Origin of the sequence: Xanthomonas sp. DAR 80977 (assembly GCF_041240605.1) — a bacterium.
In the GTDB taxonomy this organism is placed as follows: domain Bacteria; phylum Pseudomonadota; class Gammaproteobacteria; order Xanthomonadales; family Xanthomonadaceae; genus Xanthomonas_A; species Xanthomonas_A bundabergensis.
The window spans coordinates 2,902,051-2,925,519 of sequence record NZ_CP162487.1; the positions used below are offsets into that span (position 1 = coordinate 2,902,051).

Consider the following 23,469-nt stretch of genomic DNA (forward strand, 5'->3'; position numbering starts at 1 on the left):
GCGCCGGCCGATAACACGATAGACCGACCACCGCTGCGAGCCATGGCCACTCCAACGTCTTCCCTGCCCCATCCCGGTTCCGACAACCGCGACTTCGAATTCAGCGATCGCGATTTCAAGCGGGTCTGCGACCTAATCTACCAGAAGGCGGGCATCGCCCTGGCCCCGGCCAAGCGCGACATGGTCTACGGCCGCCTGTCGCGGCGCCTGCGCACGCTGGGCCTGCGCTCGTTCCGCGACTACCTGGACTGGCTGGAGCGCGACGGCGGCGACGAGTGGGAGGCGTTCACCAATGCGCTGACCACCAACCTGACCTCGTTCTTCCGCGAGCCGCACCACTTCGAGCGCCTGCGCGAGGAGCTGCAGAAACACGCCGCCTCGGCGCCGCTGAAGATCTGGTCGTGCGCCTCCTCCACCGGCGAGGAACCCTACTCGCTGGCGATCACCGCCTGCGAGGCGTTCGGCACGCTGGCCCCGCCGGTGCGGATCCTGGCCACCGACGTGGACACCCAGGTGCTGGCGACCGCCTCGCGCGGCGTGTACGCGGTCGAGCGCATCGCCAGCCTGGATCCGGCGCTGAAGCGCAAGTATTTCCAGCGCGGCAGCGGCGCCAACGAAGGCCAGTGCCGGGTGGTGCCGGCGCTGCGCGAGCTGCTCGAGTTCCGCCAGCTGAACCTGCTGGAGCCGCGCTACGACGTCAGCGGCCCGTACCTGGCGCTGTTCTGCCGCAACGTGATGATCTATTTCGACAAGCCGACCCAACGTGGCATCCTGTCGCGGCTGATCCCGCACCTGGACGACGAAGGCATGCTCTACACCGGCCATTCGGAGAACTACCTGCATGCGGCCGACCTGATCCAGCCCTGCGGCCGCACGCTGTACCGTCGCGCCGCCAAGGCACGCGCATGAGCGCCGCCACGGTGGTCGCCGACCAGGTGATGCGGTATCACGACGCCCGCTTCCAGACGATCGCGGCCAAGCTGCTGCCGACCCAGTACCTGGTGGTGGACGACGACACCGCGCTGACCACCATCCTCGGCTCCTGCGTGGCCGCCTGCATCCGCGACCCGCTGCTGAAGATCGGCGGCATGAACCACTTCATGCTGCCCGACGGCCAGGCCGGCGACGGCGCGCCGGCGCGCTACGGCAGCTATGCGATGGAAGTGCTGATCAACGACCTGCTCAAGCGCGGCGCCAGCCGCAGCCGCCTGGAAGCCAAGGTGTTCGGCGGCGGCAACGTGCTCAAGGGCTTCACCAACAATCCGGTCGGCACCCGCAACGCCGAGTTCGTGCTGCAGTACCTGAAGGCCGAACACATCCCGGTGGTGGCCGAAGACCTGCGCGGCATCCATCCGCGCAAGATCTGGTTCTTCCCCGGCACCGGCCGCGTGGTCGTGCAGCGCCTGCCGCATGCGCACGAGGAAGCCGAAGTCGCCGCCGCCGAATCGGCGGTGCGTGCCCGCCTTGCCAAAGCTCCGGTCACCGGGGCCGTGGAGTTGTTCGAATGACCTCAGAATCCCCTTGCCGCGTGCTGATCGTCGACGACTCCGCGGTCGTGCGGCAGATGTTGACCGAGATCCTGTCGCGCGCGCCCGGCATCGAGGTGGTCGGCTCGGCCGCCGACCCGATCCTGGCCCGCGAGAAGATCAAGCGGCTCAATCCGGACGTGATCACCCTGGACGTGGAAATGCCGCGCATGGACGGCCTGGCGTTCCTGGAGAACCTGATGCGGCTGCGGCCCACCCCGGTGGTGATGATCTCCTCGCTGACCGAGCGCGGCGCCGACACCACGCTGCAGGCGCTGGCGCTGGGCGCGGTCGACTTCATCTCCAAGCCCAAGCTCGACGTGGCGCGCGGCCTGGAGGAATACGCCGAGGAAATCATCGGCAAGGTCAAGGCGGCGGCCAAGGCCAAGGTCCGCGCGCTCGACCGCCCGGCCGCGCCGCGCCCGGCCGGCGCCGCCGTGGCCGCACCCAGCGCCGTGTCCACGCTGAAGTTCCGCACCACCGACCGGCTGATCGCGATCGGCGCGTCCGCCGGCGGCACCGAGGCGCTGCGCGTGGTGCTGGAAGGCATGCCGGCCGACGCGCCGGCAGTGGTGATGACCCAGCACCTGCCGGCCGGCTTCAGCACCGCCTTCGCCGACCGGCTCAACCGGCACTCGGCGATGGCGGTGCGCGAGGCCAGCGAGGGCGAGGCGATCCTGCCCGGCCACGCCTACCTGCCGCCCGGCGGCAAGCACCTGCAGGTGGTCCGCGACGGTGCGCGCTGGCGTTGCAAGATCGACGACGGCCCGCCGGTCAACCGGCACAAGCCGGCGGTGGACGTGCTGTTCCAGTCGGTGGCGCGCAACGCCGGCGCCAACGCGATCGGCGCGGTGCTGACCGGCATGGGCGACGACGGCGCGCGCGGCCTGCTGGAAATGTTGCAGGCCGGCGCCAGTACGCTGGTCCAGGACGAAGCCACCAGCGTGGTCTGGGGCATGCCCGGCACCGCGTTCCGGCTTGGCGCCGCACAGGAGGTATTGCCGCTGGACCGGATCGCCGAACGCCTGATCGCCTTGTCCAACCAGGCCCGCTAGCCCATGCCGCGCCAGCGCGTCCGCACCCCGAACGCGCCTGGCGACGCCGTTGCCGCCACGGTTCCGTGCCTGGCCCGGCTGACCGATTCCGAACAGGCCCTGCTGAGCTGCCTGCAGCAGGCGCCGGACGGCGTGGTGGTGATCGACGCGCACGCCCGCATCCTCGCCTTCAACCAGACCGCCGAGGCGCTGTGGGGCCTGGCGCAGGCGCAGGTGCTGGGGCGTGCGCTCGGCGAACTGGTGCCCGAGGAGGCGTGTGCGGCATTCCTGGCCAGCTGCATGCGCCCGCGCACCGGCACGCCCGGCGACGGCGACGGCTACGAACTGCAGTTGCCCGGCAACGACGGCGTGCAGCGCTGGGTGTCGGTGAGCGCGGCCACGGTGCCGCAGGAAGCGGCGCCGCTGTATGTGGTGTTCGTGCGCGACATCAGCGCCGAACGCGAGCGCGACGCCAAGATGCGGCTGCTGTCGCTGGCGCTGGACCGCAGCGACAACGCCATCGTGGTGTGCGACCCGCAACTGGCCATCCTGTACGTCAACGCCGGATTCGTGCACATGTTCGGCTATGCCGCCGAGGAGGTGCGCGGGCGGCTGCCGAGCAGCGTCCTGCCCGGCGCCGGCACCGACATGCAGGCGGTGCGGCTGGTGCGCGAGCGCGTGGTCAGCGGCGTGGGCCACCAGACCGATCTGCTGGTCTACCGCAAGGACGGTTCGCCGCTGTGGACCACGCTGATGGCCAATCCGATCGCCGATGCGAGCGGCGGCATCCAGCACTACGTGGTGTCGTTCACCGACATCACCCAGAGCAAGATGCACGAGATCCTGCACAAGAACGTGCTCGACGCGCTGGTCCGCGAACAGCCGCTGGTCGACGTGGCCACGCTGATCTGCAGCGAGGTGGAGCGCATCGCCCCGCAGCTGGTGGCCTCGATCATCCGCGTCGATGGCGAGGGCCGGCTGCATGCGCTGGCCTCGCCGAGCCTGCCCACCGCCTTCAACGAGACGGTCGAAGGCATGCGCGTGGGCCCCAATGCCGGCGCCTGCGGCGCGGCGATCTGGCGCGGCAAGCAGGTGCTGGTGCGCGACGCCGCCACCGACCCGCTGTACGCCGACTACCGCCCGCTGGTGCAGCAACTCGGCCTGGGCAGCTGCGTGGCCAGTCCGATCAAGTCCAGCGGCGGGCGCGTGCTCGGCAGTTTCGCGCTGTATTACCGCGAGACCTGCGAGCCGCGGCCCTGGCACCTGCGGCTGATCGAACTGTGCCTGCACCTGTGCGCGCTGGCGCTGGAGCGCGAGCAGACCAAGGCGCGCGTGCACCAGCTGGCGTTCTACGACTCGCTGACCGGCCTGCCCAACCGGGTGATGTTCAGCGCCCGCGCCGAGCAGGCGCTGGCCGCCGCCGAATACCACGAGTCGCCGGTGGCGATCCTGTTCGTCGACATCGACCGCTTCAAGCGCGTCAACGAGACCCAGGGCCATGCCGCCGGCGACGGCCTGCTGCGCGACATCGCCCGGCGCCTGGGCGAAACCCTGGGCGCGGCCGACCTGATCGGCCGCCAGGCCGGCGACGAGTTCGTGCTGATGCTGCCGCAGTGCGGCGCCGAGCAGGCCGCCGGCGTGGCCGAACGCGTGCTGCTGGCGCTGGCCGAGCCGCTGGTGGTCGGGCACGTGACCCTGCACCCGGGCGCCAGCATCGGCGTGGCCATGTTCCCCGACGACGGCCGCGACATCGAGACCCTGCTGCGCCACGCCGACCTGGCCATGTACCGGGCCAAGAACGAAGGCGGCGGCAGCTTCCGCTTCTTCAGCGCCGACATGAACCGCATGGCGCAGGAACGCGTGGCGATGGAGACCGCGCTGCGCGAGGCGCTGCGCCGCGACCAGCTGCAGCTGCACTACCAGCCGCAGCTGTACAGCCAGTCGCCCTACGCGCTGTACGGCGTGGAGGCGCTGCTGCGCTGGCAGCACCCGCACCTGGGCGACATCTCGCCGGCGCGCTTCGTGCCAATGGCCGAGGAATGCGGGCTGATCGACGAACTCGGCCATTGGGCGCTGCGCCAGGCCTGCCGGCAGATGTCCGACTGGCGCCTGCGCGGCGTGCGGGTGCCGCGCGTGGCGGTCAACCTGTCGGCCAGCAACTTCGCCGACGCGCAGCTGCCCGCGCGCGTGGCCCAGGTGCTGAGCGCGCACGCGCTGGCGCCCAGCGACCTGGCGCTGGAGATGACCGAGAGCGTCATGCTGTCCAACGCACCGGCGGTGCTGGCCAATCTGCGTCAATTGCAGGCCAGCGGCGTGCGCCTGTCGCTGGACGATTTCGGCACCGGCTATTCCAGCCTCAGCCATCTGCACCAGCTGCCGGTCAACGAACTCAAGCTGGACATGAGCTTCGTGCGCGACCTGGAGCACAGCGAGACCGCGCGCGCATTGACCACCTCGGTGCTGCGCATCGGCGAGAGCCTGCGCCTGCACACCGTCGCCGAAGGCGTCGAGACCGAGGCGCAGCGGGCCTTCCTGGCATCGCTCGGCTGCGACGTGCTGCAGGGCTTCCTGTTCGCGCCGGCGTTGCCGGCGGCGGTACTGGAACGCTGGCTCGACGCGCACCAGGCCGACGCGAGCCGGTAACCGCGCCAACCGGACCCGGCGACAGGCCCGAGCCGCGGATCCCGGCACAAATATTGCTTGATCCATCGCACAATTTTCCCCACTCCCCCCGCAATGCCGATCCGCTTCCTGTTGTCGCTGCTGCTGTTGTCCGCCAGTGCCGCGCTCGCCGCGCAGACGCTGCGGCCTGCCTATCCCGAGGTGGTGCGTCGTTTCTCCACCCACGACGGCCTGCCGCAGAACTCGGTGAACGCGATCGTGCAGGACCGCGACGGCTTCCTGTGGCTGGGCACGTTCGGCGGACTGGCACGCTTCGACGGCAGCGACTTCCGCGTCTACCGCAGCCTGGCGGGCAGCGGCCCGTCCAGCGACCGCATCCTGCAACTGCTCGAGGACGCGCGCGGCCAGCTGTGGATCGGCAGCGAGGACGCCGGCGTCAGCGTGCTGCGCGACGGCCGCTTCCGGCGCCTGGACGTGTGCGGCGGCCGCTGCCTGATCCGCCGCTTCGTCGCCGCGGCCGACGGCAGCATGTGGGTGCTGAGCAGCGCCGGCGCGTACCGGGTCGACGCGCGCACCCTGCGCACCCTCGAGCACCAGCCGCAGGCACTGGAGGTGAGCGCCGCGGTCGGCGGCGACGCACAGCTGTATCTGGGCGGGCAAGGCCTGTGGCGGCTGCACCAGGGACGCCGCGAGGCGCTGCCGCTGCCGGCCGGGGAAACCCGGGTCGGTTTTCTCTACAGCGAAGGCAACGTCCTGTGGGTGGGCGCCGGCGCGGCCCTGCACCGCTACGACACGGTGCGCCGGCAGTGGCTGCCGGCGCCGGCGGCGGTGCGCGGGGTGCAGGCGCTGGCCCGCGATGCGCAGCAACGCCTGTGGGCGGTCGATGTCGATGGGCACGTGTTCCGCGACGACGACGATGGCGGCGGCCTGCGTCCGCTGGCGACCCCGGCGCTGCCGGCGTCGCACAGCCTGCTCGCCGACCGCGACGGCAACCTCTGGCTCGGCAGCAACGCGCGCGGCCTGCTGCGCATCGCGCGCTCGCGCATCGGCCTGCTCAACGACCCGCGGCAGGGCCTGGACCTGCCCGGCCTGCCGGTGGTCGGCGACGGCAGCGGCGGCCTGTGGCTGGGCACCGTGTGCGGCGGCCTGCAGCACTGGGACGCGCCCAGCGGGCGCCTGCGCCGCTGGTCGCTGCAACGCGTGCTCGGCAACGAATGCGCGTGGTCGCTGCACCGCGACGAGGCGGGCGGACTGTGGATCGGCACCGTCGACGGCAGCGTCGGCTACCTGCCGCCCGAGGCGCAGGACGACCGTGCGGCCCGCGACAGCGACGCCTACCGCAGCCAGGCGCTGCGGCTGGTCGCGCGATGGCCGGACCAGTTGCCGATCCGCGCCCTGTATCGCACCGCCAAGCACAAGCTGCTGGTCGCCGGCGGGCACGGCGTCTATGCCATCGCGGTCGGTGCCGGCGGCGAGACCGGCGCGCCGCAGCCCATCCCCGGCCTGCCCGGCAGCGTCAGCCTGATCCAGCCGGCGCAGCAAGGCGGGCTGTGGCTGGCCGGCGGCGAAGGCGTGGTGCGCTGGCGGCGGCAGCAGGTGGTGGAACGCTGGAACACCGCCAACGGCCTGTCCAGCCGGTTCGTGCGCTCGCTGTACGAACAGCCCGACGGCACGCTGTGGATCGGCACCTACGGCGGCGGCCTCAACCGCATCGGCAACGGCCGCGTGCAGCGTTTCGATCGCGGCAGCGGCCTGTTCGACGACGTGGTCTCGTGCATGGTCGCCGACGCGCGCGGCGGGCTGTGGCTGAGCGGCAACCGCGGCATCTCCCTGCTGCCGCCGGAGGAACTGGCCAAGGCCGCCGCCGGCCGCCAGGAACTGAGCGCGATCGGCTTTTCCGAAAGCGACGGGCTGGAGCCGGCCGAGACCAACGGCGGCGGCCAGCCGGCATGCCTGCGCGACGCCGCCGGCAAGCTGTGGTTCCCGCTGATTTCCGGCTTCGCCGAGATCGATCCGCTGGCCCTCGGCGGCCGCCGCGCGCAGGCGCCGCCGGTGCGGATCCAGTCGCTCGACATCGGCGGCCGCAGCGTGCCGCTGACCGCGGGGCTGCGCCTGCCGCCGCACAGCCACGACATCGAAGTGGGTTTCACCGCGATCAACCTGAGCGCGCCGGAAAAGACCCGCTTCCGCTACCGGCTGACGCGCCCGGGGCAGGATCCGGCGTGGACCGACATCGGCGCGCAGCGCAGCCTGCACTTCCCGCTGCTGCCCTGGGAGGACAGCACCCTGGAAATCATCGCGCGCAGCGATACCGGCGCCTGGTCGACCACGCCGGCACGGCTGCGCTTGCGGCAGCCGTTGCCGTGGTACCTGTCGCCGCTGGGCTGGGGCGTGGCGGCGACGGCGCTGCTGGCGGCGCTGCTGCTCGGCTGGCGCGTCCACGACTACCGGCTGCGCCGCCAGCGCGACCTGCTGGCGCAGCTGGTGCGCACCCGCACCCACGAACTGGAGCAGGCCAACCGCCGCCTCGCCGACCAGGCGCAGCGCGACCCGGTCACCGGCATCGCCAACCACCGCCACTTCGTCGAAAGCCAGCAGCGGCTGTGGGCGCAGATGCAGGCGCAACAGCGGCCGTTGTCGCTGCTGATGATCGACATCGACGAGTTCAAGCGCTTCAACGACCACTACGGCCACCTCGCCGGCGACGATTGCCTGCGCATGGTGGCGCTGGCGATGGCCGCGCAGCTGCGCGACGACGGCGTGCTGGCGCGCTACGGCGGCGAGGAATTCGTGGCGCTGCTGCCCGGCTGCGACAGCGAGGCCGCGCACGCGGTCGGCGAACGCCTGCGCCAGGCGGTGCTGGGCTGCGCGGTGGCGCACGCCCCCGGTGCGCTGCACCCGCTGGTGACGGTCAGCATCGGCTGCGCCAGCAAGTGGCCGAGCGCGAGCCGCTCGAGCACGCGCCTGACCGACCTCGCCGACCAGGCCCTGTACCGGGCCAAGCAAAACGGCCGCAACCGGGTCGAGAGCGCCTGAGTGGGCATGTGTTGGCGCAAGCGTGCTGGCCTCGCCAAGCTCCCGCGGCACGGTTTTTCCAGTCGCCGGGCGTGGCGGGAAAGCCGCCGGCATCGTGCAGTCGGGACTGAAGTCCCTCCCACAACTGCCACCAGATCGCCGTGCCGAGTCCCCTGTGGGAGCGACTTCAGTCGCGACGAACGAAGCGGCACGCCTTGCGCGCCAGGGTACCTCAGCACCGACGCTGCAGCCCGCAGCGTGCCAGCGCGCGCCTGCGCAAAGCATCCTGGCCGCCCGAACGCATCAGGCCCCTGCAACGAACCAGACCCACGCGCGATCGTCCAGCGCCCATCGCGCTCGCGACACCATGCAATCGATGCGCGACGCCGCAAACGAAAAAGCCCGGCATCGCCGGGCTTCCTCGTTGCCATGTCCGACCGCCTGGATCAGGCGGCGACGGTCTCGGCCACGTCCTGGTATTCCTGGATCTGGTCGAAGTTCATGTAGCGGTAGATCTGCTCGCCGCTGGTCTTGATCACGCCCACGTCGGCCATGTACTCGTCCTTGGTCGGGATGCGGCCCAGGCGCGAGCAGATCGCCGCCAGTTCCGCCGAGCCCAGGTACACGTTGGTGTTGCGGCCGAGGCGGTTGGGGAAGTTGCGGGTGGAGGTGGAGAACACCGTGGCGCCCTCGCGCGCCTGCGCCTGGTTGCCCATGCACAGCGAGCAGCCCGGCATTTCCATGCGCGCGCCGGCCGCGCCGAAGGTGCCGTAGTGGCCTTCCTTGGTCAGCTCGGAAGCGTCCATCTTGGTCGGCGGCGCGACCCACAGGCGGGTCGGGATGTCGCGCTTGCCTTCCAGCAGCTTGGCCGCAGCGCGGAAGTGGCCGATGTTGGTCATGCACGAGCCGATGAACACCTCGTCGATCGCCGCGCCGGCGACCTCGGACAGCGTCTTGACGTCGTCCGGATCGTTCGGGCAGGCCACGATCGGCTCGTGGATGTCGGCCAGGTCGATCTCGATCACCGCCGCGTACTCGGCGTCGGCATCGGGCTCGAGCAGCTGCGGATCGGCCAGCCACTCCTCCATCTTCTTGATCCGGCGGCCCAGGGTGCGCGCATCGGCGTAGCCTTCGGCGATCATCCAGCGCAGCAGGGTGATGTTGCTGGTCAGGTATTCGATGATCGGCGCCTTGTCCAGGCGCACCGTGCAGCCGGCGGCGGAACGTTCGGCCGAGGCGTCGGACAGTTCGAACGCCTGCTCCACCTTCAGGTTCGGCAAGCCTTCGATCTCCAGGATGCGGCCGGAGAAGATGTTCTTCTTGCCCTGCTTGGCCACGGTCAGCAGGCCGTCCTTGATCGCGTACAGCGGGATCGCGTTGACCAGGTCGCGCAGGGTCACGCCCGGCTGCATCTCGCCCTTGAAGCGCACCAGCACCGATTCGGGCATGTCCAGCGGCATGACCCCGGTGGCCGCGGCGAACGCGACCAGGCCGGAGCCGGCCGGGAACGAGATGCCGATCGGGAAGCGGGTGTGCGAGTCGCCGCCGGTGCCGACGGTGTCGGGCAGCAGCATGCGGTTGAGCCAGCTGTGGATCACGCCGTCGCCCGGACGCAGCGATACGCCGCCGCGGGTGGAGATGAACTCCGGCAGGGTGTGGTGGGTCTTGACGTCGACCGGCTTCGGATACGCGGCGGTGTGGCAGAACGACTGCATCACCAGGTCGGCGGAGAAGCCCAGGCAGGCCAGGTCCTTCAGCTCGTCGCGGGTCATCGGCCCGGTGGTGTCCTGCGACCCCACCGAGGTCATCTTCGGCTCGCAATAGGTGCCCGGGCGCATGCCCTGGCCTTCCGGCAGGCCGCAGGCGCGGCCGACCATCTTCTGCGCCAGCGAGAAGCCCTTGCCGGTATCCGGCGGCACCATCGGCAGGCGGAACAGGTCCGACGGCGGCAGTCCGAGGAACTCGCGCGCCTTGGCGGTCAGGCCGCGGCCGACGATCAGCGGGATGCGGCCGCCGGCGCGCACTTCGTCGAACAGCACGTCCGACTTCATCGCGAACTCGGCGATCACCTGCCCGTCCTTCAGCGCCTTGCCGTCGTACGGACGCAGCTCGACCACGTCGCCGTGCTCCATCTGCGACACGTCCAGCTCGATCGGCAGCGCGCCGGCGTCCTCCATGGTGTTGTAGAAGATCGGCGCGATCTTCGAGCCCAGGCACACGCCGCCGAAGCGCTTGTTCGGAATGAACGGAATGTCCTCGCCGGTCCACCACAGCACCGAGTTGGTCGCCGACTTGCGCGAGGAACCGGTGCCGACCACGTCGCCGACGTAGGCGACCAGGTGGCCCTTGGCCTTGAGGTCGGCGATCGCCTGGATGGGGCCGCGCTTGCCGTCTTCTTCCGGCACGAACGCGGCGCCGTCGCGCTTGTTCTTCAGCATCGCCAGCGCGTGCATCGGGATGTCCGGGCGCGTGGTCGCGTCCGGCGCCGGCGACAGGTCGTCGGTATTGGTCTCGCCCGGCACCTTGAACACGGTGATGGTCAGGCTCTGCGGCACTTCCGGCTTGCTGGTGAACCATTCGGCCTGCGCCCAGCTCTGCAGCACCGCCTTGGCGTGCGCGTTGCCGGCCTCGGCCTTTTCCTGCACGTCGTGGAACGCATCGAAGATCAGCAGCGTGTGCTTCAGGCCTTCGGCGGCGACCGCGCCGAGCTCGGCGTTGTCCAGCAGCTCGATCAGCGGATGGATGTTGTAGCCGCCGAGCATGGTGCCGAGCAGTTCGGTGGCGTGGGTGGGCGAGATCAGCGGGGTCCGCTCGGTGCCGAAGGCGAGCGCGGCCAGGTACGAGGCCTTGACCTTGGCCGCGTCGTCGACGCCGGCCGGCACGCGCTGGCTCAGCAGTTCGACCAGGAACTGTTCCTCGCCGGCGGGCGGGTGCTTCAGCAGCTCGACGACCTCGGCGGTCTGCTGCGCGCTCAGCGGCAGCGGCGGGATACCGAGCGCGGCGCGCTCTGCAACGTGGTGGCGGTAGGCTTCCAACATGCGGGTTCTCCGGGAATTTCGGTAGGGATGAGCGGTAAACGGATGAGCGGGGTCAGGCCGGCTTGGGCACGATGATCTTCAGGCCCTTGAAGTAGTCGCGGAAAAAGCCGTCGTCGCGGGTGATCAGGCCATCGCATTGCAGCAGCGCATGCGCGCCGATCAGGAAATCGGCCACCACCCGCTCGCGCCGGCCGCCGCGGGCGCGGAAGCGGCGCTGCATCTCGCCGGCGCGCAAGGCCGACTTGGCCTCCAGCGCATTGAAGCGGATGCTCATGTCCTCCAGCACCGACAGCGCCTCGGCGCCGTCGCGCAGCGCGCTGCAGACCTCGGCCAGGACGATGTCGCACACCACCACCGGGCCGGTGCTCAGGCACTGGCGCAGGCAGGCTTCGGTGGCGTCGGCCTGCGGGCCGTCGGCCAGCAGGTCCACCAGCACCGAGGAGTCGATCGCGATCATGCCTTGGCGTCGGGTTCGAACGGATCGCCGGGCGCGCGGCCGCGGATCGCACGCATCGCCTCGTCGGTACTGGCGAAACCGTCGAGCTTGAAGCGGCCGCGCGCGCGCGAGATCGCATCGTCCACGCTCTTGCGCAGGATGATGCGGCCGCCGTCCAGTTCCACCTTCAAAATAGTGCCCTTGCTCAGCCCCAGCGCGTCGCGCACGGCCTTGGGCAAGGTGATCTGACCGCGCTCGGCGACGGTGGCTTCCATGGACGGGCTCCGCAAGGTATGCACGAATTTTACATACTTCAGGCGTCATACTCAAGCCTGCATACAGTGCCGGTAACACCATCCGTACACACTGAATCGGTCAGAATGACCGCAGTCCCTACAGCCGCGACGCCATAGGAGTTCCGTGATGAGCGATTCTTTTTCCACCCGCACCTCGCTCGAGGTCAACGGCAAACGCTACGCCTACTACAGCCTGCCCAAGCTCGCCGAGCGCTTCGACATCGGCCGCCTGCCCTACTCGCTGAAGATCCTGCTGGAGAACCTGCTGCGCCACGAAGACGGCGGCATCACCGTGGGCCAGGAGCACATCGAGGCGGTGGCCACGTGGGACCCGAAGGCCGAGCCGGACACCGAGATCGCGTTCATGCCGGCGCGGGTGGTGCTGCAGGACTTCACCGGCGTGCCGTGCGTGGTCGACCTGGCCGCGATGCGCGACGCGGTGGTCAAGCTCGGCGGGCGCCCGGAGCAGATCAATCCGCTGATCCCCTCGGAGCTGGTGATCGACCATTCGGTGCAGGTGGACGTGTTCGGCAAGGCCGACGCGCTCGACCTCAACGGCAAGATCGAGTTCCAGCGCAACAAGGAACGCTACGGCTTCCTGCGCTGGGGCCAGAAGGCGTTCGACAACTTCAAGGTGGTGCCGCCGAACACCGGCATCGTGCACCAGGTCAACCTGGAGCACCTGGCGCGGGTGGTGATGACCGGCGAGCGCGACGGCGAGGCGATCGCCTATCCGGACACGGTGTTCGGCACCGACAGCCACACCACCATGATCAACGGCATCGGCGTGCTCGGCTGGGGCGTGGGCGGCATCGAGGCCGAAGCGGCGATGCTCGGCCAGCCCTCGTCGATGCTGATCCCGCAGGTGGTCGGCTTCAAGCTGACCGGCAAGCTGCCCGAAGGCGCCACCGCCACCGACCTGGTGCTGACGGTGACGCAGATGCTGCGCAAGCACGGCGTGGTCGGCAAGTTCGTCGAGTTCTTCGGCGAGGGCCTGCAGCACCTGCCGCTGGCCGATCGCGCCACCATCGGCAACATGGCGCCGGAATACGGCGCCACCTGCGGCATCTTCCCGGTCGACGCCGAATCGCTGACCTACCTGCGCCTGTCCGGGCGCAGCGAGGAACAGATCGCGCTGGTCGAGGCCTACGCCAAGGCGCAGGGCCTGTGGCACGACGCCGACAGCCCGCACGCCGCCTACAGCACCACGCTGGAGCTGGACATGGGCCAGGTCAAGCCGTCGCTGGCCGGCCCCAAGCGACCGCAGGACCGCGTGCTGCTGGAAGACATGCAGCGCAATTTCCGCGACAGCCTGGTGCCCTTCGCCGAGGCGCGCAACAAGCGCCACAGCGACGCCAAGCAGGAAGACCGGCTCAAGAACGAAGGCGGCGGCGGCACCGCGGTCGGCGCCAAGGCCTCGCAGGCCGAGACCAGCGCCGACAGCGGCGCCGGCTGGCGGCTGCGCGACGGCTCGGTGGTGATCGCCGCGATCACCTCCTGCACCAACACCTCCAATCCGGCGGTGATGCTCGGCGCCGGCCTGCTGGCGCGCAACGCCGTGGCCAAGGGCCTGAAGGCGCAGCCGTGGGTCAAGACCTCGCTCGGGCCGGGCTCGCTGGTGGTCACCGACTACCTGAAGAAGGCCGGGGTCATGGACGACCTGGAGCGACTCGGTTTCTACGTGGTCGGCTACGGCTGCACCACCTGCATCGGCAACTCCGGCCCGCTGCCGGACGACGTGTCGGCGGCGATCGCCAAGGACGACCTGGTGGTGGCCTCGGTGCTGTCGGGCAACCGCAACTTCGAAGGCCGCGTGCACCCGGAAGTGAAGATGAACTACCTGGCCTCGCCGCCGCTGGTGGTCGCCTACGCCATCGCCGGCACCACCGACATCGACCTCACCCACGAGCCGCTCGGCACCGGCAGCGACGGCCAGCCGGTGTACCTGCGCGACATCTGGCCGAGCAACAAGGAGATCGGCGACACCATCGCCGCCACCGTCGGCCCGGAGATGTTCAAGCAGAACTACGCCGACGTGTTCAAGGGCGACAGCCGCTGGGCCGCCATCGCCTCGCCCGACGGCGAGCTGTACGCCTGGGACGCGGCCTCCACCTACATCAAGAACCCGCCCTACTTCGACGGCATGACCATGCAGGTCGGCAGCATCGACGACGTGCACGGCGCGCGCGTGCTCGGCCTGTTCGGCGACTCGATCACCACCGACCACATCTCCCCGGCCGGCAACATCAAGAAGGACTCGCCGGCGGGCCGCTTCCTGCAGGAGCGCGGCGTGCAGCCGGCCGACTTCAACAGCTACGGCAGCCGCCGCGGCAACGACGACGTGATGGTGCGCGGCACCTTCGCCAACATCCGCATCAAGAACCTGATGTTCGGCGGCGAAGAAGGCGGCAACACGCTGTACCGCGGGCCGGACGGCGCGCAGCCGGAGAAGCTGGCGATCTACGACGCGGCGCTGAAGTACAAGGCCGACGGCGTGCCGCTGGTGGTGATCGCCGGCAAGGAATACGGCACCGGCTCCTCGCGCGACTGGGCGGCCAAGGGCACCAACCTGCTCGGGGTCAAGGCGGTGATCGCCGAAAGCTTCGAGCGCATCCACCGCTCCAACCTGGTCGGCATGGGCGTGCTGCCGCTGCAGTTCCTGGACAACGAGAACGCGCAGTCGCTGGGCCTGGACGGTTCGGAGGTGTTCGACATCACCGGGCTGCAGGACGGCGCCAGCAAGCGCGCTACCGTGGAGGCGAAGAAGGCCGACGGCAGCGTCAAGCAGTTCCAGGTCAAGGTGCTGCTGCTGACGCCGAAGGAAGTGGAGTACTTCAAGCACGGCGGCCTGCTGCAGTACGTGCTGCGCCAGCTGGCGGCGCGCAAGGCGGCCTGAGGCCGGTCACGGCGCACGGCGTCCTGCGCGGGCGCCGTGCGCCCGCATGCAGGTGCACACGGCGCGCGCGCCGCTTGCGCATCGGCACGACATTTCGAAGTGCGGGTCCCTACCCGCCAGACCGATCGCATCGAGGCACCCCGTTCACCGGACGGGGCGATTGCCGTTCGACACGCACGCAGCACTTGCGACGCTACGGCGCCGCACTCCATTGCGCATGCCGCAGCCGCCAGCGGCCGTCCTGCTCGCGCCAGCCGGTGACCACTTCGTAGCGCTGCATCCGCTCCGGCAGCAAACGCGCGTCGCCGCCGCTGACCACCGCGTCGAAACGCACCGTGGCGTCGTCGCCCTGCAGCGCGATCGACAGCGGCCCGGTGTTCACCCCGATCCGCGCATTGGCCAGGAATTGCGCGCGCAACAGGTTGTGCAGCGCAGCACGATCCATCCCCGCCTCGCCCGCGAAATCGTCGGCCACGCCGGCCATCGCATCGCGCAGGCGGTGTTCCTCCACCGCCTCCTGCAATGCGGCCATGTCCTTGCGCAGCCGCTGTTCCGCCGAATCGCGCTGGCAGCCGGGCAAGGCCAGCAGCAGCGCGCATCCCCAACCCCACGCCAACGGCTGTCGCATCGGGATTCCTCCTCGGCTTCGCCTTTTCCATGCGGAACGGTATCCTGCCACTCGCCACGCCGCAGCGTTGCGTCGGCGTGCGGCAGCATTCCACACGAGGGGGGAGTACATGAGTCAGGAACGTCCGTGGTTGCAGAGTTATCCGGCCAGCATTCCCGCCGAGATCGACGTCAACGAGTACCGATCCGTCGCCGCCGTGTTCGAAACCTCCGTCGCCAAGTTCGGCGACCGCCCGGCCTACTGCAACTTCGGCAAGACCCTGACCTACCGCGAGGCCGGCGAACTGGCGCGGCACTTCGCCGCCTACCTGCTGGGCGAGCTGCAGCTCAAGAAGGGCGACCGCGTCGCGCTGATGATGCCCAACTGCCTGCAGTACCCGATCGCCACCTTCGGCGTGCTGCTGGCCGGCATGACCGTGGTCAACGTCAATCCGCTGTACACGCCGCGCGAACTGCGCCACCAGCTGATCGACTCCGGCGCCAGCGCGATCGTGGTGATCGACAACTTCGGCAAGACCGTGCAGGAGGTGCTGGCCGACACCCCGCTCAAGCAGGTCATCACCACCGGCCTGGGCGACATGCTCGGCTTCCCCAAGGGCGCGCTGGTCAACTTCGTGCTGAAGTACGTCAAGAAGCTGGTCCCCGACTACGACATCCCCAACGCGGTCCGCTTCCGCGACACGCTGACCCTGGGCCGGCTGCACACGCTGCCGCAATTGGACATCGAGCCGGACGACATCGCCTTCCTGCAGTACACCGGCGGCACCACCGGGGTGGCCAAGGGCGCGATGCTGACCCACCGCAACCTGGTCGCCAACATGCTGCAGGCCGGCGCCTGGATCGCGGCGACCGGCAAGCTGGAGGAAGGCAAGGAAGTCATCATCACCGCGCTGCCGCTGTACCACATCTTCGCGCTGACCGCGAACGGCCTGGTGTTCATGAAGCTCGGCAGCCTCAACCACCTGATCAGCAATCCGCGCGACATGCCCGGCTTCGTCAAGGAGTTGAAGAAGACCCGTTTCACCGCCTTCACCGGGGTCAACACGCTGTTCAACGGCCTGCTCAACACGCCCGGCTTCGATCAGGTGGATTTCTCGGCGCTGAAGTTCACCCTGGGCGGCGGCATGGCGGTGCAGCGCGCCGTGGCCGAGCGCTGGAAGCAGGTGACCGGAGTGACCCTGGTCGAGGCCTACGGCCTGACCGAGACCTCGCCCGCCGCCTGCATCAACCCGCTGACGCTGAAGGAATACAACGGCGCCATCGGCCTGCCGATCCCGTCCACCGACGCCTGCGTGAAGAGCGACGACGGCCAGACCATGGCGCCCGGCGAGGTCGGCGAGCTGTGCATCAAGGGCCCGCAGGTGATGAAGGGCTACTGGCGGCGCCCGGAGGAAACCGCCGGCGCGATCGATGCCGACGGCTGGCTGCATACCGGCGACATGGCGCGGATGGATCCGCAGGGCTTCTTCTACATCGTCGACCGCAAGAAGGACATGATCCTGGTGTCGGGCTTCAACGTGTACCCGAACGAGGTCGAGGACGTGATCGCGATGATGCCCGGCGTGCTGGAAGTGGCCGCGGTCGGGGTGCCGGACGAGAAATCCGGCGAGGTGGTCAAGGTTGTCATCGTCAAGAAGGACCCCAACCTCACCGCCGAGGACGTCAAGGCCCACGCCCGCGCCAACCTGACCGGGTACAAGCACCCGCGCATCGTCGAGTTCCGCAAGGAACTGCCCAAGACCAATGTCGGCAAGATCCTGCGGCGGGAATTGCGCGACAGCTCGCCGAACGCGTAGCCGTTTCGTCCGCATGGGCCGCCGCCCATGCCTTGAGGACCCAAGCCCCGTCCCGCGGGGCGGATCGGGATCGGCGGCACCCTTGCCGCCGCATGACATCCAGGCTCACAGCAGCCCCGCGAAAGCCCCGCAGGCGTGCCTCTCGCGCCTTTCTCGCGGCCGGCCATTCCTCCGTTTGCGTAGGTGTAGCATCGGCTCGCGCGCCGCTCAGCTTGCAGTAGCGCACGTCGTTTCGCCGCCAACCAAACACCGAGGAAATCCCATGAACGTTGAGAAACGCTTCTTCAACTCCAGCTACGCCACTATCCGTGTTGAATCGAGCGCCGATGGCAACGCGCATTGGATGTTCATGCACAACGATACGTCCGACGGCTCGCGCCCGTGCTTCCGCGACGACTTGCTCGACGATATGTGGAGCTTCACCAATGCCATCACCGCGGGCGGAGCCGGCGCACTGGAGCGCAGGCAGCTGCGCCACTTCGTCCTGGCCTCCGATGCAAGCGTCTTCAACCTGGGCGGCGACCTGGAGCTGTTTACCCGGCTTATCCGCCTGCGCGACAGGAGCGCCCTGCTGGCCTATGCCACACGCTGCGTCGAGGGCGTCCACACCCTGCATACCGGGCTGGGCGGCGACGTGCGCACGATCGCGCTGCTGCAGGGCGATGCCCTTGGGGGCGGCCTGGAGATGGCATTGGCCTGCCACACCATCGTTGCGGAGGAAGGCGTTGGCATGGGCCTGCCGGAAGTCATGTTCGGCTTGTTCCCGGGAATGGGCGCGTACTCGTTCCTGTGCCAGCGCGTGCCTCCGCAACTGGCGGAGAAAATCATCCTGGAAGGAACGGTCTACAGCAGCGAACAGATGCACGCGCTCGGGCTGGTCGACATCCTGGTGCCCAAGGGCCAGGGAAAGGCCGCGGTCGAAGAGCTGATCCACAACCAGCAACGCAACAAGCTCTCCTATCTGGCGATGAATGCCGCGCGCAGGATTTCGCGACAGGTTCCACTGCAGGAGCTGATGGCGATCACCGAGGTCTGGGTGGATACGGCGCTTGCGCTCGACGACAAATCGCTGCGCATGATGGATCGCCTGGTGCGGGCGCAAACACGGCGTGCGCAGGGAGTTGCCGCCTCTGCATAGAGCCATGGACCGGAGGGGGCCGGCCCGGCGTAGCGCCGGGCTTTCCCTCAGCGAAGTTCGTTGCCGTCCTGCCTGCCGCTTTGCAAGGCGCGCAGGTCCAGCACTTCCCTGCCCTCGGTCAGACTGGCGTTGAGCGAGGCGAGGCACTGCCGCCACTCGCTGCGCATCTGCCATTCCGCCATTCGCATCAATTCGCCGCCAAGGCTGGCCATCTTCACCAGCCCCAGGTTGCTGGCCACGCCCTTGATCGCATGGGCATGCTCGCGCAGGCGCTCCCAATTCTCGGTCTCGCCCGCCAGTTGCATTCCGCCCAGGCAACCATCGGCATCGTTGAGGCACTGGGAAATGAATTCGCGCTCGAAGCCATCGCCCATGCCCAATCCGGCCAGCTCGTCCAGCACGGAAGGATCCAGCACCCCCTCCGCGTCGATCCGCTGGCGCGGTTGCGCCTCGGACGGCCGCAGCCTGCCGTCGGTCGCAATATCGGTCAGCGTGTCCAGCAGCTTCGACGCCACCACCGGCTTGGCCAGGAAGGTGTGCGCTCCGGCCTGCTCGCAGCGATGGATCGACTCCGGGGTGACGTCCGCACTGAGCACCACGACCGGCGTACGCGGCCGGCCCGCCTGCATGATCCGCAACTGCTTGAGCATGTCCAAGCCGCTCATGCCAGGCATGTGCAGATCGACGATGACGGCATCGAATTCGGTCTCGGCGAGTGCGTCCAGCACCGCTTCGGCGCCATCGAGGCAGATCGCCCGATGTCCGGCCTTCTGCAGCAGCCGCTGCAGCACCATGCGGTTCGCGGCATGGTCGTCGGCAACCAGGATGCGCATGCTGCGAACGCGTGCACGGTGACGCAGGAACGGATCGGTAAAGGCGATGATATTGCCGCTCGGCGAACCGGCTTCTTCGACAGGGCCATCCGCGGGCACCGTGGACAGCGGCGACGCGGTCGCCGCCTCGAACGGCAACTCGAACCAGAAGCGGCTCCCGCGCGGCGGATTCTCCTGGTAACCGATGCTGCCGCCCATCGCTTCGACCAGCCCCTTGGCGATCGTGGTGCCCAGGCCTGTTCCCTCGTAGCGGCGCGCCAATCCCACGTCGGCCTGCTCGAAGGCCTCGAACAGCCGCGGACGCATGGTCGGCGGCACGCCGATGCCGGTATCGACGATATCGAAGCTCAACCTGGACGGCTCGCCCAGATCGTTGCGCTGGATCCGGACGCGGATATCCACGCGTCCCATGTTGGTGAACTTGATCGCGTTGCCGGCCAGGTTCAACAGCACCTGACGCAAATGACCCGAATCGCCACGCAGGTGGTCGGGAACATCGGCCGCGACCTCGAGGTGATAACCGAGCGCCTTGGCCCGTGCCTGCGGCTGCAGGATCAAGCCGATCTGCGCCATCGTCTCGCGCAACGAAAAATCGTGTTTCTCGGTCCGCAGCTTGCCCGCCTCGATGGCGGAGATATCCAGCACCTCTTCCACCAGCGACAACAGGCTGCGCGCCGACGCCTGGATGGTGCCCACGCACTCGCGCTGCTCCGCGTCCAGTTTGGTGGTGGCCAGGACCTCGGTCATGCCGGACAGGCCGTTCAACGGGGTGCGGAACTCATGGCTCATGTTGGCGAGGAAACGGCTCTTGGCCTCGCTGGCGCGCCGCGCCTCGGCGGTCGCCTGGGTCAACTGCCGCAGCAGCCCCGACAGGTACATGGGAATGGCGATGAGGCCGGCCCACAGCCCGGCGCTGAGGGTGAGGTTCTCGCGCCAGTAGCCGTTGAGCAGGACCACGCAGCCGAAACTGATGCAGGCCGACACCACGGCGCCGATCAGGTAGCGGTTGCCGTAGCGCAGGCCGTTGCCGACCGTGACCCACATGATGATGACGTACAGCCAGGCCAGCGGTTCTCCCTGCAGGATCATCGCCACCGTCATCAGGCCGTAGTCGGTCACCATGCCGATGATGCGGCGGACGTTCGACGGCCCCGGCCGGGCCAGAATCGCCGCGAACAGGGCCAGGCCGACGAGGACGCCCACCCCGCTCATCAGCACCGAGGTCAGGTACACGTCGGGAGCGAGATAGCCCAGCTTTTCCGCCACCGTCATGCAGACGATGACGCCAAGGAAGATGGCCACCCGGATCAGGGTCTGGCCATGCTCGGTGTCCGTACGCTGTCGCAATCGGCTCCTGATCCACTCCAGCCTTTGGTTCACGGGCTCACCCCCGGCCGGATCGACGCGGTCGAAAAGCGCTCGCAGATCATGTGCAACTGCTCGCGCCCGCGGAACAGCGCGTCCACGCAACGCGGGTCGAACAAACGGCCGCGTTGCGCGTAGAGATAGGCGAGGGTCGCATCCATGGTCCAGGCTTCCTTGTAGGGACGCGGCGAGATCAGCGCGTCGAAAACGTCGGCGACCGCCACGATCCGCGCCTCCAGCGGGATCGCTTCGCCGACCAGTCCATCGGGGTAACCGCTGCCATCGTAACGTTCATGGTGGCGCAGCGCGATCAGCGCGCCGACCTGGATGAAGCGGTTCTGGCTGCCGCTGAGCAGTTCGTAGCCGATGCGCGGGTGCATGCGCATCACCGCCATCTCCTCCTCGTTCAGCTTGCCGGGCTTGAGCAGGACCGCATCGGGAATGGCGATCTTGCCCATGTCGTGCAGGCTCGCGGCCATTTCGATGACCCGCACCTCGTCCTCGGACAGGCCCAGCTGCTCGGCGATCAGGCCGGCCACATGGGCCATGCGCTCCAGGTAGGCGCTGGTCCCGGCGTCGCGGTACTCGATCGCCCGCGCCAGCCGCGACAGGGTCTCGCGTTCGCGCTCCTCCACCTCGCGCATGCTGGCCAGCAGGCGCTGCTCCAGCGACATCGCGCGTTGCTTGATGTTCTCGCTCTGCAGGCGCAGCTGCAGCAGGTTGTGGCAGCGCGCGCGCAGTTCGCGCGGGCGGATCGGCTTGACCAGGAAGTCGATGACGCCGGCTTCCAGCGCGGCCTGGCGGATCGGTTCGTCGCCGACCACGGTGATCAGGATGATCGGAATGTCGCGGTGCTTGGGCAGGCGCCGCAGCCGCCGCGCGAACTCCAGCCCGTCCATGCCCGGCATGCGGTAGTCGAGCAGCAACAGGTCGACCTTGCCGGCCTCGCACCAGGCCAGGGCGGCCTGCGAGTCGCCGAAGTCGCGGACGGTGAGTTCCGGGGCGATGTCCTCGATCACGTGGCGCAGCATGGTGCGCGCAGACGTCTGATCGTCGACGATGACGATGTTCAAGCGATTGTCCGCCCCCTCCGCCCAGTCCGGGCGGTCGCTGCTGGAGGATACTCCGGACAGGCTCATGCTGGCATCTTGCATCTGCGATCCTCTCGCCCACGGGCATCGGGCTGTTGAGACAACAACGGGAAACGCTCCGGCGCCGGCCACGCCGGCCCCACCGCCTCACTTCCGCTTGCTAGCCAACCGCTCGCTTGCCGACGCCCGATACAAGAACCCCATCCCAAGGCCACCGCCGCCCTGGGCTAGATTAAGCCTCCGGACGCATGTACGGGAACAGCAGCACATCACGGATCGAACCGCTGCCGGTGAGCAACATTACCAGCCGGTCGATGCCGATGCCCAGGCCGCCGGTGGGCGGCAGGCCGACCTCCAGCGCGCGGATGTAGTCGGCGTCGAAGTGCATGGCCTCGTCGTCGCCGCCCTCCTTCGCCGCCACCTGGGCTTGGAACCGGGCCGCCTGGTCTTCCGGGTCGTTGAGCTCGGAGAAGCCGTTGGCGATCTCCTTGCCGTTGATGAACAGCTCGAAGCGGTCGGTATAGCCCGGCTCGGTGTCGCTGGAGCGGGCCAGCGGCGACACCTCGACCGGGTGGTCGGTGATGAAGGTCGGCTGGATCAGGGTGTGTTCCACGGTGGCCTCGAAGATCTCCAGTAGCAGCTTGCCCCAGCCGTAGGACGGCTTGGTGCGGATCTTCAGCCGCTCGCAGTGGCGCAGCAGCGCGTCGCGGTCGGTGCAGTCGGCGGCGCTGATCTCGGGGTTGTGGTGGCGCACCGCCTCGTCCATGCGCCAGCGGCGGAAGGCCGGGGCCAGGTCGATGTCGGCGCCGTCCCAGTGCACCTGGGTGGTGCCGAGCACCTCCCGGGCCACGTCGCGGATCACGTTCTCGGTCAGGTCCATCACTTCGTGGTACGTGGCGTAGGCCTCGTACAGCTCCATCATGGTGAATTCGGGATTGTGCCGGGTACTGACCCCTTCGTTGCGGAAATTGCGGTTGATCTCGTAGACCCGTTCCAGGCCGCCGACCACCAGCCGCTTCAGGTACAGCTCCGGCGCCACGCGCAGGTACAGGTCCAGGTCCAGCGCGTTGTGGTGGGTGGTGAACGGCTTGGCGGTGGCGCCGCCGGGGATGTAATGCATCATCGGCGTCTCCACTTCCAGGAAGCGGCGCGCGTCCAGCCAGGCGCGCATCGCGCGGATGATCTTGGAGCGCTTGACGAACACCTCGCGCGCCTCCGGCGACACGATCAGGTCGACGTAGCGCTGGCGGTAGCGCTGCTCCACGTCGGACAGGCCGTGCCACTTGTCCGGCAGCGGGCGCAGCGCCTTGGTCAGCAGCCGCAGCGCGGTGGCCTTGACCGACAGCTCGCCGGTCTTGGTGCGGGTCAGCCCGCCCTCCACGCCGATGATGTCGCCGATGTCCCAGCCCTTGAACGCGTCGTAGGCCGGGCCCAGCGCATTGGCCTGCAGGAACAGCTGGATGCGCCCGGACTCGTCCTGCAGCTGCACGAAGCTGGCCTTGCCCATCACCCGCTTGGCCAGCAGGCGCCCGGCCAGGCGCAGGCTGCGGCCCTCGGCCTCCAGCGCCTCGGCGCTCCAGCGCTCGGCGTCGGCGAACTCGGCCTGCAGGTCGCCGGCGTAATCGTTGCGGCGGAAATCGTTCGGATAGGCCACGCCCTGCGCGCGCAACGCTCCCAGCTTGGCGCGGCGTTCGGCGATGAGGCCGTTCTCGTCGACGGGAAGGGACGGCGCGGGGGTCTGCTCGGTCATGGGGAT

Annotated in this window: 15 protein-coding genes; 8 read left to right on the forward strand and 7 right to left on the reverse strand. The window is 69.0% G+C overall.

What is annotated here, in order from left to right:
- Positions 1-42: 42 nt before the first annotated feature.
- The 5 genes from AB3X10_RS12240 (at position 43) to AB3X10_RS12260 (ending at position 8,218) form a co-directional block, all read left to right on the forward strand.
- Complete coding sequence (locus tag AB3X10_RS12240) at positions 43-909, forward strand: CheR family methyltransferase (RefSeq protein WP_369975289.1); 867 nt, start codon at positions 43-45, stop codon at positions 907-909.
- Complete coding sequence (gene cheD / locus AB3X10_RS12245) at positions 906-1,508, forward strand: chemoreceptor glutamine deamidase CheD (protein WP_369975291.1); 603 nt, start codon at positions 906-908, stop codon at positions 1,506-1,508. The genes AB3X10_RS12240 and cheD overlap by 4 nt, the downstream gene beginning before the upstream one ends.
- Positions 1,505-2,581, forward strand: a complete 1,077-nt coding sequence (locus AB3X10_RS12250) for a protein-glutamate methylesterase/protein-glutamine glutaminase (RefSeq protein WP_369975292.1) — start codon at positions 1,505-1,507, stop codon at positions 2,579-2,581. The genes cheD and AB3X10_RS12250 overlap by 4 nt, the downstream gene beginning before the upstream one ends.
- Positions 2,582-2,584: 3 nt before the next feature.
- Positions 2,585-5,203, forward strand: coding sequence for an EAL and GGDEF domain-containing protein (locus tag AB3X10_RS12255; protein ID WP_369975294.1), 2,619 nt, complete (start codon positions 2,585-2,587; stop codon positions 5,201-5,203).
- Between the two features lie 93 nt (positions 5,204-5,296).
- Positions 5,297-8,218 carry a diguanylate cyclase gene (locus AB3X10_RS12260; protein WP_369975296.1) on the forward strand — a complete coding sequence of 974 codons (2,922 nt, stop codon included), beginning with the start codon at positions 5,297-5,299 and terminating at the stop codon, positions 8,216-8,218.
- A 425-nt stretch (positions 8,219-8,643) separates the two neighbouring features.
- Here the strand turns inward: AB3X10_RS12260 and acnB are convergent, their stop codons facing one another.
- The 3 genes from acnB to AB3X10_RS12275 are packed head-to-tail and all read right to left on the reverse strand — an operon-like array spanning position 8,644 to position 11,946.
- Positions 8,644-11,235 carry a bifunctional aconitate hydratase 2/2-methylisocitrate dehydratase gene (gene acnB, locus AB3X10_RS12265; protein WP_369975297.1) on the reverse strand — a complete coding sequence of 864 codons (2,592 nt, stop codon included), beginning with the start codon at positions 11,233-11,235 and terminating at the stop codon, positions 8,644-8,646.
- A gap of 52 nt (positions 11,236-11,287) precedes the next feature.
- Complete coding sequence (locus tag AB3X10_RS12270; protein WP_369975298.1) at positions 11,288-11,692, reverse strand: type II toxin-antitoxin system VapC family toxin; 405 nt, start codon at positions 11,690-11,692, stop codon at positions 11,288-11,290.
- Positions 11,689-11,946, reverse strand: coding sequence for an AbrB/MazE/SpoVT family DNA-binding domain-containing protein (locus tag AB3X10_RS12275; protein WP_309915637.1), 258 nt, complete (start codon positions 11,944-11,946; stop codon positions 11,689-11,691). The genes AB3X10_RS12270 and AB3X10_RS12275 overlap by 4 nt, the downstream gene beginning before the upstream one ends.
- Positions 11,947-12,094: 148 nt before the next feature.
- On the opposite strand from AB3X10_RS12275, the gene acnA reads away from it, so the two are divergent.
- The gene (acnA, locus tag AB3X10_RS12280; RefSeq protein ID WP_369975299.1) at positions 12,095-14,863 is read left to right on the forward strand and encodes an aconitate hydratase AcnA; all 2,769 of its coding nucleotides are present in this window, start codon (positions 12,095-12,097) and stop codon (positions 14,861-14,863) included.
- A 193-nt stretch (positions 14,864-15,056) separates the two neighbouring features.
- Here acnA and AB3X10_RS12285 read toward each other — a convergent pair whose 3' ends face one another.
- Positions 15,057-15,491 (reverse strand): nuclear transport factor 2 family protein, encoded by a 435-nt coding sequence (locus tag AB3X10_RS12285; RefSeq protein ID WP_369975301.1) that lies wholly within the window; start codon positions 15,489-15,491, stop codon positions 15,057-15,059.
- Between the two features lie 109 nt (positions 15,492-15,600).
- On the opposite strand from AB3X10_RS12285, the gene AB3X10_RS12290 reads away from it, so the two are divergent.
- Positions 15,601-17,286: a long-chain fatty acid--CoA ligase gene (locus tag AB3X10_RS12290; RefSeq protein ID WP_369975303.1), complete on the forward strand. Its 1,686-nt coding sequence runs from the start codon at positions 15,601-15,603 to the stop codon at positions 17,284-17,286.
- Between the two features lie 262 nt (positions 17,287-17,548).
- Positions 17,549-18,424, forward strand: a complete 876-nt coding sequence (locus tag AB3X10_RS12295) for a crotonase/enoyl-CoA hydratase family protein (protein WP_369975305.1) — start codon at positions 17,549-17,551, stop codon at positions 18,422-18,424.
- Positions 18,425-18,471: 47 nt separating this feature from the next.
- On the opposite strand, the gene AB3X10_RS12300 is transcribed toward AB3X10_RS12295, so the two are convergent.
- From AB3X10_RS12300 to lysS, 3 genes are all read right to left on the reverse strand, one after another.
- Complete coding sequence (locus tag AB3X10_RS12300; RefSeq protein ID WP_369975307.1) at positions 18,472-20,637, reverse strand: ATP-binding protein; 2,166 nt, start codon at positions 20,635-20,637, stop codon at positions 18,472-18,474.
- Positions 20,634-21,776, reverse strand: coding sequence for an HD domain-containing phosphohydrolase (locus AB3X10_RS12305; RefSeq protein ID WP_369975308.1), 1,143 nt, complete (start codon positions 21,774-21,776; stop codon positions 20,634-20,636). Before AB3X10_RS12305 ends, AB3X10_RS12300 begins: the two co-directional genes overlap by 4 nt.
- A 169-nt stretch (positions 21,777-21,945) precedes the next feature.
- Positions 21,946-23,463 carry a lysine--tRNA ligase gene (lysS, locus tag AB3X10_RS12310; RefSeq protein ID WP_369975309.1) on the reverse strand — a complete coding sequence of 506 codons (1,518 nt, stop codon included), beginning with the start codon at positions 23,461-23,463 and terminating at the stop codon, positions 21,946-21,948.
- Positions 23,464-23,469 lie beyond the last annotated feature (6 nt).

Excerpts from the sequence above, each read along its gene's own strand:
- AB3X10_RS12285 (WP_369975301.1), bottom strand. The coding sequence starts at position 15,491 with ATGCGACAGCCGTTGGCGTGGGGTTGGGGATGCGCGCTGCTGCTGGCC.
- AB3X10_RS12255 (WP_369975294.1), top strand. The coding sequence starts at position 2,585 with ATGCCGCGCCAGCGCGTCCGCACCCCGAACGCGCCTGGCGACGCCGTT.
- AB3X10_RS12270 (WP_369975298.1), bottom strand. The coding sequence starts at position 11,692 with ATGATCGCGATCGACTCCTCGGTGCTGGTGGACCTGCTGGCCGACGGC.
- lysS (WP_369975309.1), bottom strand. The coding sequence starts at position 23,463 with ATGACCGAGCAGACCCCCGCGCCGTCCCTTCCCGTCGACGAGAACGGC.
- AB3X10_RS12305 (WP_369975308.1), bottom strand. The coding sequence starts at position 21,776 with ATGCAAGATGCCAGCATGAGCCTGTCCGGAGTATCCTCCAGCAGCGAC.
- AB3X10_RS12250 (WP_369975292.1), top strand. The coding sequence starts at position 1,505 with ATGACCTCAGAATCCCCTTGCCGCGTGCTGATCGTCGACGACTCCGCG.
- acnB (WP_369975297.1), bottom strand. The coding sequence starts at position 11,235 with ATGTTGGAAGCCTACCGCCACCACGTTGCAGAGCGCGCCGCGCTCGGT.
- acnA (WP_369975299.1), top strand. The coding sequence starts at position 12,095 with ATGAGCGATTCTTTTTCCACCCGCACCTCGCTCGAGGTCAACGGCAAA.
- AB3X10_RS12290 (WP_369975303.1), top strand. The coding sequence starts at position 15,601 with ATGAGTCAGGAACGTCCGTGGTTGCAGAGTTATCCGGCCAGCATTCCC.
- AB3X10_RS12260 (WP_369975296.1), top strand. The coding sequence starts at position 5,297 with ATGCCGATCCGCTTCCTGTTGTCGCTGCTGCTGTTGTCCGCCAGTGCC.
- AB3X10_RS12275 (WP_309915637.1), bottom strand. The coding sequence starts at position 11,946 with ATGGAAGCCACCGTCGCCGAGCGCGGTCAGATCACCTTGCCCAAGGCC.
- AB3X10_RS12240 (WP_369975289.1), top strand. The coding sequence starts at position 43 with ATGGCCACTCCAACGTCTTCCCTGCCCCATCCCGGTTCCGACAACCGC.
- cheD (WP_369975291.1), top strand. The coding sequence starts at position 906 with ATGAGCGCCGCCACGGTGGTCGCCGACCAGGTGATGCGGTATCACGAC.
- AB3X10_RS12295 (WP_369975305.1), top strand. The coding sequence starts at position 17,549 with ATGAACGTTGAGAAACGCTTCTTCAACTCCAGCTACGCCACTATCCGT.